This window comes from Enterococcus sp. DIV1411a, assembly GCF_050531945.1.
GTDB classification, from domain to species: Bacteria; Bacillota; Bacilli; order Lactobacillales; family Enterococcaceae; genus Enterococcus_B; species Enterococcus_B faecium.
Genome location: NZ_CP172892.1, coordinates 217801 through 235310 on the forward strand (window position 1 = coordinate 217801; position 17510 = coordinate 235310).

Below are 17510 nucleotides of genomic sequence, written 5' to 3' on the forward strand. Positions count from 1 at the left end.
TACTGAGACATCTTTTCATAAGTTTGTTTCCTTTTGAACACCGTTTATTCGGAAAAAGGGGACTGTGACACGACTGTTGTCACAGATCCCTTTTTTTGTTTACAATTCTTCACCATATAAAACGGGATAACAACGTATAAGTCTAAAATAACATAATTAAGGTTTTTTAATTGAAATCCGAACATTTATGGTCATCCTTTAATGAAAGCGCTAACTACATAAGTTAGAATGAGTTCGACTGATATATTAGTTTGCTTATCAGAAAAACAAAATGGACGGAGGAATAACATGAGTGATATTATTATTGGTATTTTGTTAGTTATCTCATTCTTTTTCATGGTCTGGTACTGTGTAAAAGGCTATAACTTGATGGTCGGCTTTGCCATCATGGCTACTGTATGGATGGGATTAGCGCTAGTCGGAAACACGTTTTCACCAAACCCGGCGATGGAAGGGCAAGGAGTAATTGATGTGTTGACGCATATCTATACGACGGGGCCAGCTGAGTACGCCAAATCGATCTTGGTAAATGTCTTCTTTGGTGCCTTTTTCGGGCGTGTTCTAGTAGATAGCGGAATCGCAGCTACCCTGATTCGAAAGGTAGTTGAACTTGGAGGGGACAAGCCAAGAATCACGATGAGCTTACTATGTATTGTAACCGCTGTTATATTCATGTCGATGACAGGAATCGGACCAGTGATTTCTATTGCAGTTATTGTATTGCCGATCTTGATGTCATTAGGTATTTCAGTACCGGTTGCACTGTTCTCATTTGTGGGCTCGATTATGGCTGGAATATTTGCTAATATCGTCAATTTCAAACAATATCAAACGATTTATGCTGGTTTCAATCCAGCGGCTGAAAGCTATACTTATAATGACTATTTCCAAATTGGTATGATTGGGATGATTGTAAGCTTAGTTGTGTTACTAACGGTCGCTAATATATCAATGAACAAAAAGAAACGCTATGCAATGGCAGCAAACGTACCAGCTGAAGGTGGCGACGCACCAATGATCTCATGGTTAGCCGTATTATTACCAGTTTTAGGGGTCGTTCTTTTAGATCTTCCAATCATCTTAGGTTTTATTCTAGCAGGTATCTGGGCATTGCTGTTTACTGGAAAATTGCGCGGAGGTTATAAAGAAATCTGTCGTCAGTTTGCGAAATTATTTACAGATGGCGCAGTAGATGTTGCACCAATGGTTGGTTTCTTGATGACCTTAGCGATGTTCAATAATTCAGCTGCGTATGCTTCTCCTTATTTTTCAGCTATTTTTGGAGATTGGATACCGCAATCACCATTAGTCTTGGCAATCGTATTTGCTATATTGACACCACTAGGATTTTTCCGCGGTCCAATGAATCTAGTCGGTTCAGGCTCAGCTATTTTAGCTGTCGTGTTAGCTGTTAATCCAACGATGTCGCCAGCCTTTTTGTTCCCGTTATTTGCAATCACAACGATTGCTCCTCAGCATTTAGATATTACACAATCTTGGGTTGCTTGGGGATTAGGTTATACAAAAGTAACTTCTCGAGAAGATATGAAGAAATCCATCCCAACTGGTTGGATCATCGGTGCGATCTTATGCCTGATCACGTTCTTATTGTACGGAAACGCCTAGTAAACAAAACGTCGATAAAAACGATTAGATGAATGGAGGAAAAGAAAATGAAACGTTTTGTGCGAATGGGAATTGATGTTGGCGGTACACATACGAAAGCAGTCGCAATCGATAATGCGACGCACGAAATCATCGGAAAATCTTCAGTGAAAACAACCCACGATGATGTCCGTGGAGTAGCCGCAGGTGTCGTTCAGTCTTTTCAAAATTGTTTGCGGGAAAATAATATCAGTCCAGAAGATGTTGTGTTTGTTGCACATTCTACCACACAAGCGACTAATGCACTGATTGAAGGAGACGTAGCAAAAGTCGGCGTAATCGGGATGGCAAAAGGTGGATTAGAAGGTTTTTTAGCAAAACGACAAACTAGATTGAACGATATCGATTTAGGGAATAAGAAAAAAATAGAGATTGTCAATGCATTCTTACCTGTCAAACACTTAAATGTAGACCGTGTTTCAGAAACGATTTCTTCTTTAGAAAGAGAAAGAGCGGAGGTCTTGGTTTTTTCTATGGCATTTGGAGTAGATAATGGGGAACCAGAACGAGTTGTTTATGAAGCAGCATCTGTGAAAGCGATCCCTACAACGATGGCTTCTGACATTACGAAATTATATGGATTGACAAGAAGAACTCGGACAGCAGCAATCAATGCATCTATTTTACCAAAAATGCTAGATACGGCAACCTCTACAGAAGATTCCGTACGAGAAGCAGGGGTCAATGTTTCTTTGATGATTATGCGCGGAGACGGCGGAGTAATGGAAATCAATGAAATGAAAAAACGACCTGTTTTAACCATGCTTTCCGGTACTGCTGCATCAGTCATGGGCTCTTTGATGTACTTGAGAGCGTCTAATGGTGTTTATTTTGAAGTAGGCGGAACAACAACCAATATCGGGGTCATTAAAAATGGACGTCCAGCAATCGATTATTCAATTGTAGGTGGCCACCCAACATATATCTCTTCATTAGATGTTCGGGTTCTAGGTGTGGCAGGCGGTTCGATGGTACGGGCTAATCAGTCAGGAATCATCGATGTCGGTCCACGTTCTGCACATATTGCCGGTCTAGATTATGCAGTATTTGCGGAGACAGAAAAAATCAAAGGTCCTAAGGTTGAATTTTTCTCTCCTAAAGAAGGAGACCCTGCTGATTACGTCAAGGTAGTGATGGAAGACGGAGAAGAAGTGACTATTACAAATACATGTGCAGCCAATGTCCTTGGATTAGTGCAAGAAGAACATTTTTCTTATGGAAATGTCCCATCTGCACGAAAAGCCATACAGGCATTAGCAGACTATTGTCATACGACGGTTGAAGACATCGCAGAGCAGATCATGGAAAAATCCTATGCTAAGATTGAACCGGTGATTTTAGAATTGGCAGACAAGTATCACTTGGAGAAAGATCAGATTTCTCTTGTAGGTGTAGGGGGCGGCGCTGCCTCATTGATTACTTACTTTAGTAATAAAATGGGTGTGAAATATTCGATTCCTGAAAACGCCGAAGTGATTTCTTCTATTGGTGTAGCACTTGCAATGGTCTGAGATGTTGTAGAACGTATCATCCCTTCGCCAAGTAAAGAAGATATACGATCGTTGAAAAATGAAGCAATGAATAAAGCGATTGAATCAGGCGCTACACCAGAATCGATCGAAGTCCACGTAGAAATCGATCCACAGACTTCAAAAGTAACGGCTATCGCTACTGGTTCTACGGAAGTGAAAGCAACCGATCTAACCAAGGAGATCACAACAGAAGAAGCACTAGAGCTTGCTGCAGAGGATATGCGATTAAATAAAAATGAAGTTTGCTTATTGGAAAATACACCTTTCTTTTATGTATGTGGCGAACAGAATCGTTCAAAAAATGCTGGAAGTCTTCGGATCATCGATCAAAAAGGATTTATCAAGGTCCAACGTGGACATGCTTCATGTATGAAAACAACTGCAGCCAATTATATGACAGCTGTCGAACAACTTTGGGAAGATATGGCAGTTTATCAAACTGAATTGATTGCCCGACCAGAATTTTATCTCTGCTTAGGAGCAAGAGTCTCTGATTTTACAGCGACGGATCTGGAACAACTACAGCTTTTGATGGATCTGGAAGTATCTACTATGGAACCGGAGGAAGAAGTGATCGTCGTTGCCGGAAATATCAAACAAACATAAGTTAGAAGAGTTACTAAACGAATTACAACAGATCCCCGAAGAAATTTGGGGATTCTACCAGTTTCGGCGAGATTTATTTTGGAAAAAGATTCCTTTGTCCAAGCAGAAAATTCTTATACAACAATCAATCGATTGTGGTATCGAAACGGCATGTAGCATCAAAAAAAAGTACCCTTTTGCCGATGTAGGAGAAATTTGTGAACAAATGGCTGTTCCAATCGTTTCCTGTGAATCAGAGCAAATAAACGAACGAATCACTTTTGCAACTTATGCAGAAGATGAAGGGATCCGATTGATGACGGAGCCGTTAGAAAAATTAAAATGTTCAGGACTAGCTTCGATCTCTAAAGAAACAGCGCAAGCTTTGATTATTGGACATGAACTATTTCACCACATCGAAGCTTCTGTTAAGGGAATTTATACGCAAAGCGAAAAAATTGTGCTGTGGCGGTTGCCTTTTTATACACATCAATCAAACATTCGTGCATTGAGCGAGATAGCAGCGATGAGTTTTTCAAAAGAGATGAATCAAAGCGATTTTTCGCCTTATGTATTAGAGGCAGTCTTACTTTGGCCATATAATGAAATTCGTAGCCAAGGGATCTTAGAAGAAATAAAAAAAATAGAAAAAAGATGTACGGAGTATGATTTAGATTACAAATAAAGAGACTGTGACAAAAGTCGTGTCACAGTCCTTTTTTTCCGAATAAACGGTGTTCTCCTGTCAACTCCTCGGTCACAAGTCAAAATATTCAACAAACATGAGAAGCTGTTTTTTGAAATTGTTCCTTGTGACTCGGAGATGAACGGCAGGCTCACGACCTCTTGGAAAACGGTGTTCAAAAGCTTGCATCTGCGGTAGTAAGTCCAGCCAAGTTAAAAACATAAGAAGCTATTTTTACTTGGCTGTTCTTATTACTTGATGCAGGGCAGCTTTTTCACAACCTCTCAATAAACGGTGTGCAATCAGCTGACCCTCGGTATTAGCTCAAAAAAAACGGCAAAATATGAGGAACTATTTTGCCGTTTCTTTCTCTAATACTCAGGTCAAAACGCTGATTCCAAAACCTCTTATTTGATGGGTCTGTCCTGAATATCTTCAAAATAATCGGGGTAATTATGAATCACGTATTCTTGCTCCTCGATAATCATATGTAAATGCATCGTGCAAAGAAATCCGACTTCATCAAAGTTATGATCAATCATTGATTGAAGCATTGTCTGATGTTCATCTAATACTCGACCCCAGTCTAATTCTGAAATCGTCAAACGTAACCATCTGAAACGGTTCAAGTGCGTACTATAACTTTCTAGCCAATCCCAAATTTCTCGTTTTCCAGCAATTTCATAACAAGTTCGGTGAAAATCAGTATCCAAATCAAAAAAAGCTTTTTTATTTTGAGCGATCACTGCCTGATCGGTTTGTTCTAGTATTTTTTCTAGTTTAGCTTGATCTTGCTTGGTCATTTTCGCACTGCATTCTTGCAGGATCGGTTTTTCCAACTTTTCCCGCGTATAACGGGCTAATGAAGCAGATCGGATATCGATTTTTGAAACATAAGTGCCGGACTGTGGAATGGTTTTTACAAGCTCTTGATTGCGCAGTTGGATCAGTGCTTCTCGAATCGGTGTACGCCCGATAGCTAGTTGTTCTTCTAACACTTTATCGGAGATTTTACTTCCAGGTGCTAACTCGGAATAAATGATTTGTTTACGTATAGATTCATAAGCTTGCTGTTGCAAATTATTGATAACCATTTAACCTTCCTTTCTATGCAGATATAATCTATTATAACATAAATCGCTTACAAATCGTGTGGGCATAAAAACACAGTCTGCAAAAAAAGCCCTGATAGGCATGCCTATTAGAGCCTCGAAAAGAAAAATATTGAATCAATCTGGTCGTACCTCTTGGATCGGTTTGACACGACCGCCGATTCTTTTAGCAAAAGCTTCGGATTCTTTTTTGTCTTTGAAAATGAGCAGATTGTCTAAGTTTTTTTCCCGAGTGCGACAGCCAGTTTTATCGATGTAACCGTGCATTACTTTAACGACATACATGGGGATCACCTGCTTTTTTCTTTTCATTATACGAACTACTCGACACAATACAAGAAAAATGCTTAGACGGTCTTTATTAAGAATTTACATCATCCAAAGAAGCGTACGCTTGGAATAACTGATCTAACTCCGGATTGACTTTGCTCAGCTTCACTAATCGCTGCGAATCAGAAAGTAAAAAACAGTGTTTACTACTGCCAGTAGTTTTTAATTTTTTGTCTTCAGTTCCCACAATTTCGTAGCTAAAATCCAACCGTGTCCCCGTATACTTTTGGATAGTTGGATGGATGCTCACTTTTTCTCCGTAATGGATCATTTCTTTATAGCTACAATTTACTTCCAGAACGGGGATGATGATCCCAGATTCTTCGATTTTTTTATAGGGAAACCCTAGATGTACCAATAAGGCTACCCGAGCCTCTTCAAACCAGCGGATATAATTGCTGTGATGAATAATCCCCATTTGATCTGTTTCATAATAAAAAGGTTCTCGCACATAACCTGTAAATTTCTCCATGACTCATGCCTCGTTTTCCATTGATTTTTTACAAAAATAATTCATCCATTTCGGAAGTGCTTCGCTGATTTGTGTCGGCAAAACAATATATTGTTCTTTTGCCAGCTGGTCTCCAATGAAACTATGAAGATAAACAGCTGCTGCAATCGTTTGGTCATTTTGAGGAAACTGGGCTAAAAATCCTGTGATCATCCCAGCTAAAGTGTCACCCATGCCGCCTGTTGCCATAGCAGCAGAACCTAAAGGATTGGTGTAGAAGTGCTGGTGACCATAAATTTTTGTCTCATGACTTTTCAAAACGAGCACAGCACCGATTTCCTGTTGCTTCTTTTTGTTTTCTTTATCCCGTTGTTCTTGTATCGGTAGAGAACTCAACCGTTGCCACTCCATTTGATGAGGTGTAAGTACAGTTTGTTCGGGATAGGGTAGCAAAAGATGATTAGCAGCAAGTAAACTTAAAGCAGAGCCATCAATCACCAGCCATTGTTCTTTTGATTGGTTTTCTAGTACTTGTTTGAAACGTTCCAAACTCTTAGAAGAAGTACCCAATCCGGGACCAATCAAGAGTACATCTGCTTGCTTTATTACGGAAAGAAACTGGTCAGTATCCGTCCAATCTACAATCATTGCTTCTGGCAGATGACTGTGAAGAGCACTCCGATTTTTTTCATCAGTTACTACAGTCGTGAGACCCGCTCCGCTGTGTACGGCAGCTAAAGCACTCATAATGATTGCTCCGCCATATTGTTCATTGCCGCCAATCAAAACGATACGTCCAAATGTTCCTTTATGTGAAATTTTTGGACGAGGTGTGATGACTCTTTTCACTAGTTGTTCGTTTATCAGCATCGAAAAACCTCCTTTTACTCATTATAGCGTATATTTTTTTTAGAGAAAAACAGATAAGAAAAGGAATTGTCAGATTTTTTGAACTATTTTTTTCTGTAATTTGTGGTATCATGAACACGAAGACTTAAATAAGTGGAGGATTAACTTTATGACAATTGATTGGCAAAAAGAAGTAGAAGCACGTAAAGAAGACTTGCTTGAAGACTTGAAAAATCTTTTACGTGTCAACAGCGAGCGCGATGACTCAAAAGTAACACCAGATGCACCATTTGGACCTGGACCTCGCGACGCATTGAAACATATGTTAGCTTATGGCGAACGTGATGGATTTAAAGTAAAAAATGTCGATAACTATGCAGGGCATATTGATCTTGGCGAAGGAGACGAAACGCTAGGGATATTTGGACACATGGATGTCGTTCCTGCAGGAGATGGCTGGGACACAGATCCTTATGAACCAGTAATCAAGGATGGAAAGATCTTTGCACGCGGATCAAGCGATGACAAAGGTCCAAGTATGGCAGCTTACTATGCGATGAAGATCATTAAAGAACTTGACTTGAAACTATCAAAAAAAGTTCGCTTCGTAGTCGGCAGCGATGAAGAAAGCGGCTGGGGCGATATGGCTTATTATTTCGAACATGAAGAAGAACCAGATTTTGGTTTCTCACCAGATGCTGAATTCCCAATCATCAATGGTGAAAAAGGAAATGTTTCTTTAGCTTTACGCTTCAAAGGCGACAATGCAGGAGATTATGTCTTGAAATCTTTTGTTTCCGGACTTCGCGAAAATATGGTGCCAGGAACAGCAACTGCAGCACTTCAAGTACCAAGTGCAGATGCAGCTATCGCGATGGAAGAAGCATTTTACCAATTCATCGAAGCAAATCCAGTAAGCGGAACGATTGAAGCAGACAATACGTATGTAAAAATCGAATTAGTTGGTAAAGGCGCACATGGTGCAAGCCCACAATCTGGTATCAATGCAGGTTCTTTCTTGGCATTGTTCTTAGATAACTATGAATTCCTAGGATCTGCTAAACAATTTATCCATGTAGCAGCTGCTTATGTCCATGAAGATTTTTATGGAGAAAAACTAGGAGTCGCTTATGAAGATGAAAAAATGGGCAAATTGACAATGAATGCTGGACTATTTGCTTTTGAAGAAAATGGTACAGAGGAAGCGAACTTCATCAATATGAATTTCCGTTTTCCAAAAGGTGTAACAGTAGACGGATTGCAAAGTGACATCGAACAAACAGTGGGGCAAGAAGGCGCAACAGTTACTCGAGGTGCTCGCGTAATGGAACCACATTACGTACCAATGGATGATCCATTGGTGGCTACATTATTGCAAGTCTATGAAGACCACACTGGAGAAAAAGGCTACGAACAAATCATCGGTGGCGGAACTTACGGACGTTTGTTGAAACGTGGCGTTGCTTATGGAGCGATGTTCCCAGGATATACTGATACAATGCACCAAGCAAACGAATTTATGAGTCTTGATGACTTGTTCAGAGCAACAGCAATCTATGCAGATGCCATCTATCGTTTGGCAAAATAATTAATTAAAAAGAGGATCAAGAATTGCAAATTATTTTTGCAGTCTTGATCCTTTTTTTACTTTCTACTGTGGTATTCATGATAAACATGATATAGATTCAATTCATATTCTTTCTTAGCGTTCGTGACGACTGTATCCAAAATCAACCCTGTTACTAATGAAAGAAGTGCTAAAGTCATCAATCCAGTACTTAAAATCGCAGAAGGGATGCGTGTAATAAAGCTTGTCAGCATATATTCGCGAATCACAGGAATCCCCGTGACCAATCCAAATAAAAAGAAGAAGATGGTCCAAATCCCAAAGAAAAGCAAAGGTTTATAATCTTTAAACATTTTAATAATCATCATGATCACTTTGAATCCGTCAGAGAATGTATTCAATTTTGATTCGCTGCCTTCAGGACGATCACGATAATCGATTGGGATCTCAACGAACTTGAATTTTTTATCTAGAGCATGGATCGTCAATTCCGTTTCGATTTGAAAACCAGAACTCATAATAGGAAAACTTTTGACAAAGATACGATTGAATCCTCGATAGCCGGTCATGACATCAAGAATTTTTGTTTTATACATTCTAGTAATTGTATTTCTAACAAGGTTATTTCCAAAATCGTGGAAAGGTCTCTTATTCTCATCAAAGTAGGTTCCATTTGATAGGCGATCACCAATGACCATATCTGCTTCACCAGAACGTAATTTCTCGAGCAAACCATGTACAGCTTCTGCAGGATAAGTATCATCGCCATCTACCATTAAATAATAGTCGGCATCGATATCAAAGAACATTTGGCGGATCACATTTCCTTTTCCTTGACGAGGTTCTTTTTTTACGATTGCTCCACCTTGAACGGCCAATTCGTATGTTCGATCGGTCGAATTATTATCATAGACATAAATATCTGCTTCTGGTAATTCTCGTTTAAAGTCTGCAATGACTGTTGAAATTGTTGCTTCCTCATTGTAACAAGGAATCAGAACAGCAATTTTTTCTTGTTGTTCCATTTTTCACTCTCCTTAACTATAGAAAACAAAAGCTAAATTAAAAATACCTCATAATCAAAGGAAATGCTAGTTTTTCCCGCTAAATATCATTTATTATGATTTGTCAAATTAAGCTAGAATAAAATGCTTCTTGTACATAGCTCAAAAATATTTCGATTGGTGTTCTGTAATTCAATGATTTTCTTGGAATATGATTACGTTGATTGCTGACACTGGAAATAAATGTCTGATTCACTTTTCTAAAATCCATTGATTTCGGCAGTCCATTACGACGCAGAATCCCGTTAGAATTCTCGTTTAATGGGCGTTGAGAAGGTGTTCCAGGGTCCGCAAAATATATATCAATATCATGTTGGTTACTAATGGCTTTCCAGTTAGAAAATTCCTTTCCACAGTCAAACGTAATAGATTTAAAGAAGTTTTTAGGGAAGCGAGAAAACCATTGATTAAGGGCAGTTTCAATATCTAATGCCTTACGGCCGTTGGGTTTAATCGTGATAATGACTTTAGATAATCTTTCAACTAAAGTAATGACGGCACTTTTATGATGAATGCCAACGATCGTATCACCTTCAAGGTGACCAAACTCAGAATTGAAATCAGGATAATTATCAGGTCGATCATGGATTGAGCGCTGATACTGTTGTTTTCCCCGTTTTTCCTGATGGCCATTGGGTTTTCTTTTACCTTTCATCGGTAGTGTGTCAATATCAAATATTCCTTTAGAAAATAAACGATAAAGTGTTCTCATACCGCATGAAACAGACCTTTCTTTTCGCCCGATAATGACGTCAGGCGTCCAACCAAGAGTGACTTTCTCTTTAATGTAATCTACTTCATGAGCAGGTAATTGAATGACTTTTCTACCACATTTTTTCTTATTTTCTTTATACTGGTGCCAATAATCAAGAGCAGTCTTGCCTTGCTTGAACTTATTGACTACATTATAAATAGTTTGTATAGCACGTCCCATTCGGTTAGCGATTTCAACCGGCTTATTATGTTGAAGATAATATGATTCTATCATTGTCAGTTCGTCTATGGTAAGATGTTTGTAGGTCATTTATGGTTACACTCCTTTGTTTTCTTTCGTCGGAAATACAATTTGAGTGTACCATAAATGCCTTTTTATTTTTCTAACTTAATTTTACAATTCGCGTATTTAAAAAGAAAATACTGGAATATATGTTTGGAAAGCTCTATCTAAAAAACCACCCACTACAAAAGAAGGACATGATACCTCTCTTTTGAATAGTGGGTGCGTATTCGTTCTCTCACTTTTTTGACGTATTAATCTGTTGCACCTTTTTTTCTTGAAATTTCTAATACGGTTCCTGTATGAGCATCTGCTAAAAATTCATAATAAACAGTTTCGCCATCTTCTATTCGAGAAAGACCTCCCCGATAAGCACTCGACCGAACGGCGAATTTCCTAATAGGTTCCTTTTCAAAAGAGATCCAAGAACCTTCGATTGCACCTTCTTTTAGAAAAGATGACTTGATATTTTCAAGTACTTGGTCTGCTGACAATACTTTTTTGCGATGATACCAAATCGTTGAAGCTACCCCGCTCAATAATCCTAGACCGATTCCAACTGCTAACCCGCCTTTAAAATAGCTTAGTTCGCTTTCTTCATACATGTGGACATACCTCCTTCTTCTCACTTGTTACTCCTTGTGCTTATTTTACCACACTCTCATATTTTCTTTGAAATAAATAACCGCTACCAGAAAAAATAAGCTATAATAAATACGATCGGTCTGCAGAAAAAATCATATTTTATCCGCAGATCAATATAAGTCTGAGAGGAGTTTAGTCTGAAATTTAGACGAATAGCATATGGAAGAAAAAACATTTCAACGAATCAAAGAGTTAACAGAATTACAAGGAACAAGCGGTTTTGAACAAGATGTTCGCGCTTATATGGAAAGTCATATGGAACCGCTGGTAGATGAGTTACAGTTAGATGGTTTGGGCGGCATTTTTGGTCTGCGCCATCATGAAGAAGCGGATGCACCCCGTGTAATGGTCGCAGCACATATGGATGAAGTCGGATTCATGCTGACACAAATCCAAGAAAACGGGCTTTTTAAAGTCGTACCTCTAGGCGGCTGGAATCCTTACGTTGTTTCTGCACAGCGTTTTACACTTAAAACCTCTACTGGTAAGAATTATCCATGTATTTCTTCTTCCGTTCCCCCGCATTTATTGCGAGGAACAAGCGGACAAAAATCAGTAGAAGTAACCGATATTTTGTTCGATGCTGGGTTTGAATCAAGAGAAGAGGCAATGAGTTACGGTGTCCTTCCAGGAGACACAATCGTTCCTTACGCTGAAACGATCAAAACAGCCAACGGAAAGAATATCATCAGCAAATCATGGGACAACCGCTATGGCTGTACAATGGTATTAGAAGCTTTAGAAGCGTTGCAAAATGAAACATTAGGTCATACATTGATTGCAGGCGCGAATGTCCAGGAAGAAGTAGGCTTGCGTGGTTCTAAAGCTTCTGTCAATAAATTCAAGCCAGATCTGTTCTTTGCAGTAGACTGCTCTGCAGCAGATGATACAGTGACGAAAAATGGCACATTCGGACATTTAGGAGAAGGTACATTGATGCGTATCCAAGATCCAGGTTTGATCATGCTTCCTCGTTTGCGCGAGTACTTGCTGGATATCGCTGAAACAAACAATATCCCTTATCAATACTTTGTTTCAAAAGGCGGTACAGATGCAGGTGCTGCTCATACACAAAACGAAGGAATCCCAAGTACAGTGATTGGCGTAGTGGGACGTTATATCCATACGCATCAAACGATGTTCAGTATTCGCGATTTTGAAGCTGCACGAGAAATGTTGATTCAAACACTGAAAGGTTTGGATAAATCAACAGTGAATACGATCGTATACGGAAAATAATGCGATAGTGAAACTATAAAATCTGGCAAAAGATTGCTTTTGCCAGATTTTTTTTATAAAAAGAGGATCAATGTTTGTTAGTTCGAAAGAAAGGTGTATAATTTAATTGAAAAATACATAAACAGAAAGTAGAGGACAAAGAATGATTATCCCAAATAGTTTAGAAGAATTAGCAGGCTACGTAGAAACTGGAAAGAGTGTATTTTTCTTTACTGCCGGCTGGTGCGGAGACTGCCGTTTTATCAAACCGCAAATGCCTGAAATTGAAAATGACTTTTCTGATTGGCAATTTATTGAAGTAGACCGTGACAAGTACATAGATGTAGCCGCTGAATGGAACATTTTTGGTATCCCAAGTTTTGTCGTGATCCAAGACGGAAAAGAATTAGGTCGTCTAGTGAATAAAGATCGTAAAACAAAACAGGAAATCGAATCGTTCCTAGAAAGTGTAACAAAAGGCTGACATCTGTTAGGAGGGGTCAAGATGAATCAAGAATATAAGAACATTTTAGTAGGTATCGACGGTAGTGAACAAGCACTTGCTGCTTTCAAAAAAGCGGTAGAAGTGGCTCGCCGTAATAATGGGAAAGTATATGTAGCAAACGTAATCGATCAGCAATTTTATAACTTTATGGGCTATGCACCTATTGATCAAAATCTAGTCGATCAGCAAACTGAAACAGCCAAGCAAATGATCGAAGAATGTAAAGAATATGGGAAATCTGTTGATTACACAAATATAGAAGGAATTATTGCATATGGTTCTGTTCGTGAATCCATGGCAGTCAAATTGCCAAAAAAATATGCAATCGATCTAATCATGGTTGGGCAGTCAGGTCTAAATGCAGTCGAACGCTTTATGACAGGAAGTGTAGCCAGCTACGTGATACGTCATTCACCTTGTGATGTCTTGATCGTTTCTGACGAAGAAGAACAGCCAAGTAATTAAGCAAGTGGAACTTGTACGACCTTTTTAATCAATTAACTAAAAAACAGTAAAGGGACTGTGACAAAAGTCTTGTCACAGTCCCTTGTTACGAATAAATGGTGTTCCAGAAGAGGCTTCTTCGGAAATAAAGCATGAAAAAAATCTCATGCAGTGAATGCAATTTTTTGTTAAGATAAATCTCAGCAAAGGATAATGGAGGAAAGAACATGATTTTTGCTTATAACAAAGCACACGTCGGAGACACCTTGATGGTTATTATAGCCGACGATAAAGGAACAGAAAACACCGTTGAACGCAAATGGAATGTTGCTCGGATCAAAGATGAACAAGGACAAGTTGTTGCTTGGAACTTTTTCCATATCTCCGATCATCTAACAATCGAAGGGAACGGCCAAGTAAGCTTAACAGATGAGGAATTAGCGAAATTGAATCGATTGATCAAAGAAGCAGGATTCGAAGAACAGCTTGAAGCTGATCATGAACCGAAGATCGTTGTCGGGTACGTAAAAACATGCGTCCCACATCCTGATTCTGACCATTTATCGATTACTGAGACAGAAGTAGACAATGGTACAGTATTGCAAATCGTTTGCGGTGCACCCAATATCGAAGCTGGACAAAAAGTTGTCGTTGCAAAACCAGGAGCTATGATGCCAGATGGAATGATGATCTGGCCAGGAACTTTGCGAGGGGTAGATAGCTATGGAATGATCTGTTCCGCTCGTGAATTGCATTTGCCAAATGCTCCAGCAAAAAAAGGAATCTTAGTATTGCCTGAGGATGCCGTAGTCGGAGAAGCATTTCCAAAATAAAGAGGTTGTGACAAGTCTTTGTCACAACCTCTTTTTTATTAATTTTCACTATTTTGATTTTGTTTTAATGCCGATTGATCGATCGTCAATTCAACAGTAGTTGTTTTTTCTTTCGAGCCTTCATAGTAAGTGATTTTGACAGAATCTCCCACTTTTTTCTTATACAAAGCAGATTGAAGTTCTACACCAGAAGAAACTTCTTTGTCATCGATCTTAGTAATGACGTCGTATTGTTTCAATCCAGCTTTTTCAGCCGGTGTAGCTGTTTGGACATTTGTCACGATGACACCGTTAGTTACAGATGAAGGAATCTTCAAGATTTGTTCTTGTTGCTGAGTAGAAACGGCAGATAAGTCGACCATTGTGATACCTAGAGCTGGACGTGTCACTTTTCCGTCTTTTTCCAGTTGATTGATGATATTCACTACATCGTTACTTGGAATAGCAAATCCCATTCCTTCTACGCTTACATTAGAAGTAGATTCAGAAGTACTTGCGATCTTACTTGAGTTGATACCGATAACTTGTCCTTCGATATTAACTAAAGGACCACCAGAATTTCCAGGGTTGATTGCTGCATCTGTTTGGATCGCATTGATATTGACTGTTTCGTTCGATTCATTCGTACTTGTCACTTGTCGGTTCAAGGAAGAAATGATTCCTGAAGTGACAGAATTTGCATATTCAGATCCTAGTGGGGAACCAATCGCAATCGCAGGCTCACCAACCTTCAGAGCACTTGAGTCACCAAAAGAGGCAACTGTTTCGACTTTGTCTGAATTGATCTTCAACACCGCTAAATCTGAATAAGCATCTGTTCCAACTAATTCAGCTTTTACCTTCGTACCGTCTTTCATCAAGACTTCAAGACCTTGCTGGCCATCTACTACGTGATTATTCGTGACTACATAAGCAGTATTCCCGTCTTTTTTGTAGATCACGCCGCTTCCTTCACTATAAGCTTCCAAATTACTATCATCTGAGCTGCTACTTTCTTCTTGCTGCCCGAATAGTCCGCCAAAACCGCTTGATTGGTTTTGACTTTGTAAGTTGATAACAGAAACGACAGCGTCTTGAACTTTATCTACCGCTTTGGTGATATCAGAATCTACATTGACTTTGACATTTTCCACAACTGTTTCACCGGCAGAATTCTGATTGCCGCTTGTAGCAGTAGAACTATTGTTGCCAGTGCCCATCGCTGCATAAAAAATGCCAGCTGTCAGTAGTCCTCCAACGATCCCTCCAACAAGCCCCAGACCTAACTTACGCCAGAGGCTATTATTTTTATTTTTTTTCATCTTTGGTGTCACATTTTTTCTATCCATGTGTTCCTCCTCCAATTACATTCATTTATCTACTGTTAGTATACTCTTATTTGTTGACTTTAGTCTACTTTGAGACTGTGAACTTTTAGTCAAGTCCATAATCCTGTGTAAAATACTATACAATGTTTTACCGGTCTCTCATTGATCAAACTTAATATATTTTCTTGTAGAACTGAGCCATTCGTCATGAAGGTCCATAAGGACAGCTCCAATTAATCGATTGGCAGACGTTCGGTTGGGAAAAATCCGAATAATCTTTTCTCTTCTGCGGACTTCCTGGTTCAGTCGTTCAAGAAGGTTGGTGCTTTTTAGCCGATTATGACTATTTCCGATAACCGTGTATTGAAAGGCATCTTCGAAGCCATTATCCAATATTTCGCAGGCTTTTGTATATTTAGGCTGGTCGATATATTCACCGACTAAGGCATTCTTAGCTGTTCGAGCGAGTTCAATATCCGTAAACTTAAAGATCGCTTTTACTGCTTCTCTAAACGGTTTTGAATTCTTTTTTGGAATGGAACTGAAGATGTTTCTTAAAAAATGGACCTGGCATCTCTGCCAACTTGCGTTGGTAAATGACTTACGAATCGCAGACACTAGGCCTTTATGGGCATCAGAAATGATGAGTTCTGTCCCCTTTAGGCCGCGTTCTTTTAAGTATTCAAAGAAGATGGACCATGTGTCATCACTTTCTTCATTTTGAATCATGAAGCCAATGATTTCACGGTCGCCACCTTCTGTTATCCCGATCGCAATATGGCAGCTTTTAGAAAGCACTCGATGGTCCTCACGGACTTTTATGTAGAGAACATCAGTCATCAGATAAGGATAATTCGTACCTGAGAGTGAACGGTTCTGCCATTCGTTGACCATCGGGTCTAACTGCTCAGTCAGGCTAGAAACAAAAGATTTCGATACAGATTTTCCACATAGCTCTTCAACAATCTTTGAAACTTTACGTGTCGAAACGCCCGAAACATACATCTCAAGCATTGAAGCGAGCAGTGCCTTTTCATTTCGCTGATAACGCTCAAACACCGTCGGTGAAAATTCACCATCACGTGTTCTAGGCACTTTTAATTCGAGTGTACCCACACGAGTCGTAAAGTCTCGCTCATAATAGCCATTTCTTTGACTCTGACGACTTTCTGAACGTTCATAGTCATCGGCTTGAATATATTCTGTTCGTTGATTTTCCATCAATTGGTTGAAAACAGTGGTTAAAATATTTTTAGAAACATCATCTTTTACCGAATGTTCAATAATACTTTGAACCTCTTCGTTGTTCAGTGTAAAATGTACTTGGGTCATGTAACGTCCTCCTGGGTATGTTTTTGTGGTTAAAAACATTGTACCGTAAAAGGGCTGTTACATGGCCTTTTATCTTTTACACAATTATATGGACTTTATCGAACTTTTTATGAAAAACTTTAGGAAAAACCATTGTTTTCAGATGAAAATATTTGATTTGCTTTTTTCCAAAGAAACTGTGTAAAACTACGCGGATAGGATTGGAAAAATAAGGGATAAAACATATCCACAGCCTGTGTATAAAGTGGATAAATTCTTATAAAACGTATGTTTGCCTAATGAATGTGATGAAATAAGGTAAAATAACACTGTTTTCTGTGGATAAACCTGTGGATGTTGTGCATAACTGTTGGGGAAATCTTTTTAACAAAAATAGCCAAAATAAACAT

The 17510-nt window shown here is 39.0% G+C and carries 16 protein-coding genes and 1 pseudogene; 8 read left to right on the plus strand and 9 right to left on the minus strand.

The window, feature by feature from the left end; translation table 11 throughout:
- The first annotated feature begins 288 nt into the window (after nucleotides 1–288).
- From IGJ87_RS01085 to IGJ87_RS01095, 3 genes and pseudogenes are all read left to right on the plus strand, one after another.
- Nucleotides 289–1626, plus strand: coding sequence for a citrate transporter (locus IGJ87_RS01085; protein WP_104770856.1), 1338 nt, complete (start codon nucleotides 289–291; stop codon nucleotides 1624–1626).
- A gap of 47 nt (nucleotides 1627–1673) precedes the next feature.
- Nucleotides 1674–3803, plus strand: a pseudogene (locus IGJ87_RS01090) (hydantoinase/oxoprolinase family protein).
- Complete coding sequence (locus IGJ87_RS01095; RefSeq protein WP_002289315.1) at nucleotides 3778–4467, plus strand: hypothetical protein; 690 nt, start codon at nucleotides 3778–3780, stop codon at nucleotides 4465–4467. Before IGJ87_RS01090 ends, IGJ87_RS01095 begins: the two are co-directional and overlap by 26 nt.
- Nucleotides 4468–4874: 407 nt before the next feature.
- On the opposite strand, the gene IGJ87_RS01100 is transcribed toward IGJ87_RS01095, so the two are convergent.
- The 4 genes from IGJ87_RS01100 to IGJ87_RS01115 form a co-directional block, all read right to left on the minus strand.
- Complete coding sequence (locus IGJ87_RS01100; protein WP_002289316.1) at nucleotides 4875–5561, minus strand: GntR family transcriptional regulator; 687 nt, start codon at nucleotides 5559–5561, stop codon at nucleotides 4875–4877.
- A 135-nt stretch (nucleotides 5562–5696) separates the two neighbouring features.
- Nucleotides 5697–5891: a hypothetical protein gene (locus tag IGJ87_RS01105; RefSeq protein WP_002315615.1), complete on the minus strand. Its 195-nt coding sequence runs from the start codon at nucleotides 5889–5891 to the stop codon at nucleotides 5697–5699.
- Between the two features lie 49 nt (nucleotides 5892–5940).
- On the minus strand, nucleotides 5941–6381 hold the full coding sequence (locus tag IGJ87_RS01110; RefSeq protein ID WP_002289317.1) for an acyl-CoA thioesterase: 441 nt from the start codon (nucleotides 6379–6381) through the stop codon (nucleotides 5941–5943).
- 3 nt (nucleotides 6382–6384) lie between these two features.
- The gene (locus IGJ87_RS01115; RefSeq protein WP_002319484.1) at nucleotides 6385–7230 is read right to left on the minus strand and encodes an NAD(P)H-hydrate dehydratase; all 846 of its coding nucleotides are present in this window, start codon (nucleotides 7228–7230) and stop codon (nucleotides 6385–6387) included.
- 148 nt (nucleotides 7231–7378) lie between these two features.
- On the opposite strand from IGJ87_RS01115, the gene pepV reads away from it, so the two are divergent.
- A complete protein-coding gene (pepV, locus tag IGJ87_RS01120) occupies nucleotides 7379–8797 on the plus strand; it encodes a dipeptidase PepV (RefSeq protein WP_002294157.1) in 1419 nt (472 codons plus the stop codon).
- A 56-nt stretch (nucleotides 8798–8853) separates the two neighbouring features.
- Here pepV and IGJ87_RS01125 read toward each other — a convergent pair whose 3' ends face one another.
- From IGJ87_RS01125 to IGJ87_RS01135, 3 genes are all read right to left on the minus strand, one after another.
- Nucleotides 8854–9801, minus strand: coding sequence for a glycosyltransferase family 2 protein (locus tag IGJ87_RS01125; RefSeq protein ID WP_002289860.1), 948 nt, complete (start codon nucleotides 9799–9801; stop codon nucleotides 8854–8856).
- 103 nt (nucleotides 9802–9904) lie between these two features.
- A complete protein-coding gene (locus IGJ87_RS01130; protein ID WP_002303791.1) occupies nucleotides 9905–10864 on the minus strand; it encodes an IS30-like element IS6770 family transposase in 960 nt (319 codons plus the stop codon).
- A gap of 227 nt (nucleotides 10865–11091) precedes the next feature.
- Nucleotides 11092–11442 carry a PepSY domain-containing protein gene (locus tag IGJ87_RS01135; RefSeq protein ID WP_002289862.1) on the minus strand — a complete coding sequence of 117 codons (351 nt, stop codon included), beginning with the start codon at nucleotides 11440–11442 and terminating at the stop codon, nucleotides 11092–11094.
- A gap of 199 nt (nucleotides 11443–11641) precedes the next feature.
- On the opposite strand from IGJ87_RS01135, the gene pepA reads away from it, so the two are divergent.
- From pepA to ytpR, 4 genes are all read left to right on the plus strand, one after another.
- Nucleotides 11642–12721, plus strand: a complete 1080-nt coding sequence (pepA, locus tag IGJ87_RS01140) for a glutamyl aminopeptidase (protein ID WP_002294156.1) — start codon at nucleotides 11642–11644, stop codon at nucleotides 12719–12721.
- A 142-nt stretch (nucleotides 12722–12863) separates the two neighbouring features.
- Nucleotides 12864–13184, plus strand: a complete 321-nt coding sequence (locus IGJ87_RS01145; RefSeq protein ID WP_002287837.1) for a thioredoxin family protein — start codon at nucleotides 12864–12866, stop codon at nucleotides 13182–13184.
- Between the two features lie 21 nt (nucleotides 13185–13205).
- Nucleotides 13206–13670 carry a universal stress protein gene (locus IGJ87_RS01150; protein WP_002292633.1) on the plus strand — a complete coding sequence of 155 codons (465 nt, stop codon included), beginning with the start codon at nucleotides 13206–13208 and terminating at the stop codon, nucleotides 13668–13670.
- Nucleotides 13671–13876: 206 nt separating this feature from the next.
- Nucleotides 13877–14482, plus strand: a complete 606-nt coding sequence (gene ytpR, locus IGJ87_RS01155; RefSeq protein WP_002294153.1) for a YtpR family tRNA-binding protein — start codon at nucleotides 13877–13879, stop codon at nucleotides 14480–14482.
- A 38-nt stretch (nucleotides 14483–14520) separates the two neighbouring features.
- Here ytpR and IGJ87_RS01160 read toward each other — a convergent pair whose 3' ends face one another.
- Together IGJ87_RS01160 and IGJ87_RS01165 are read right to left on the minus strand one after the other, a co-directional pair.
- A complete protein-coding gene (locus IGJ87_RS01160; protein ID WP_002319485.1) occupies nucleotides 14521–15810 on the minus strand; it encodes a S1C family serine protease in 1290 nt (429 codons plus the stop codon).
- A gap of 138 nt (nucleotides 15811–15948) precedes the next feature.
- Complete coding sequence (locus IGJ87_RS01165; protein ID WP_002323245.1) at nucleotides 15949–17121, minus strand: IS256-like element IS1542 family transposase; 1173 nt, start codon at nucleotides 17119–17121, stop codon at nucleotides 15949–15951.
- Nucleotides 17122–17510 lie beyond the last annotated feature (389 nt).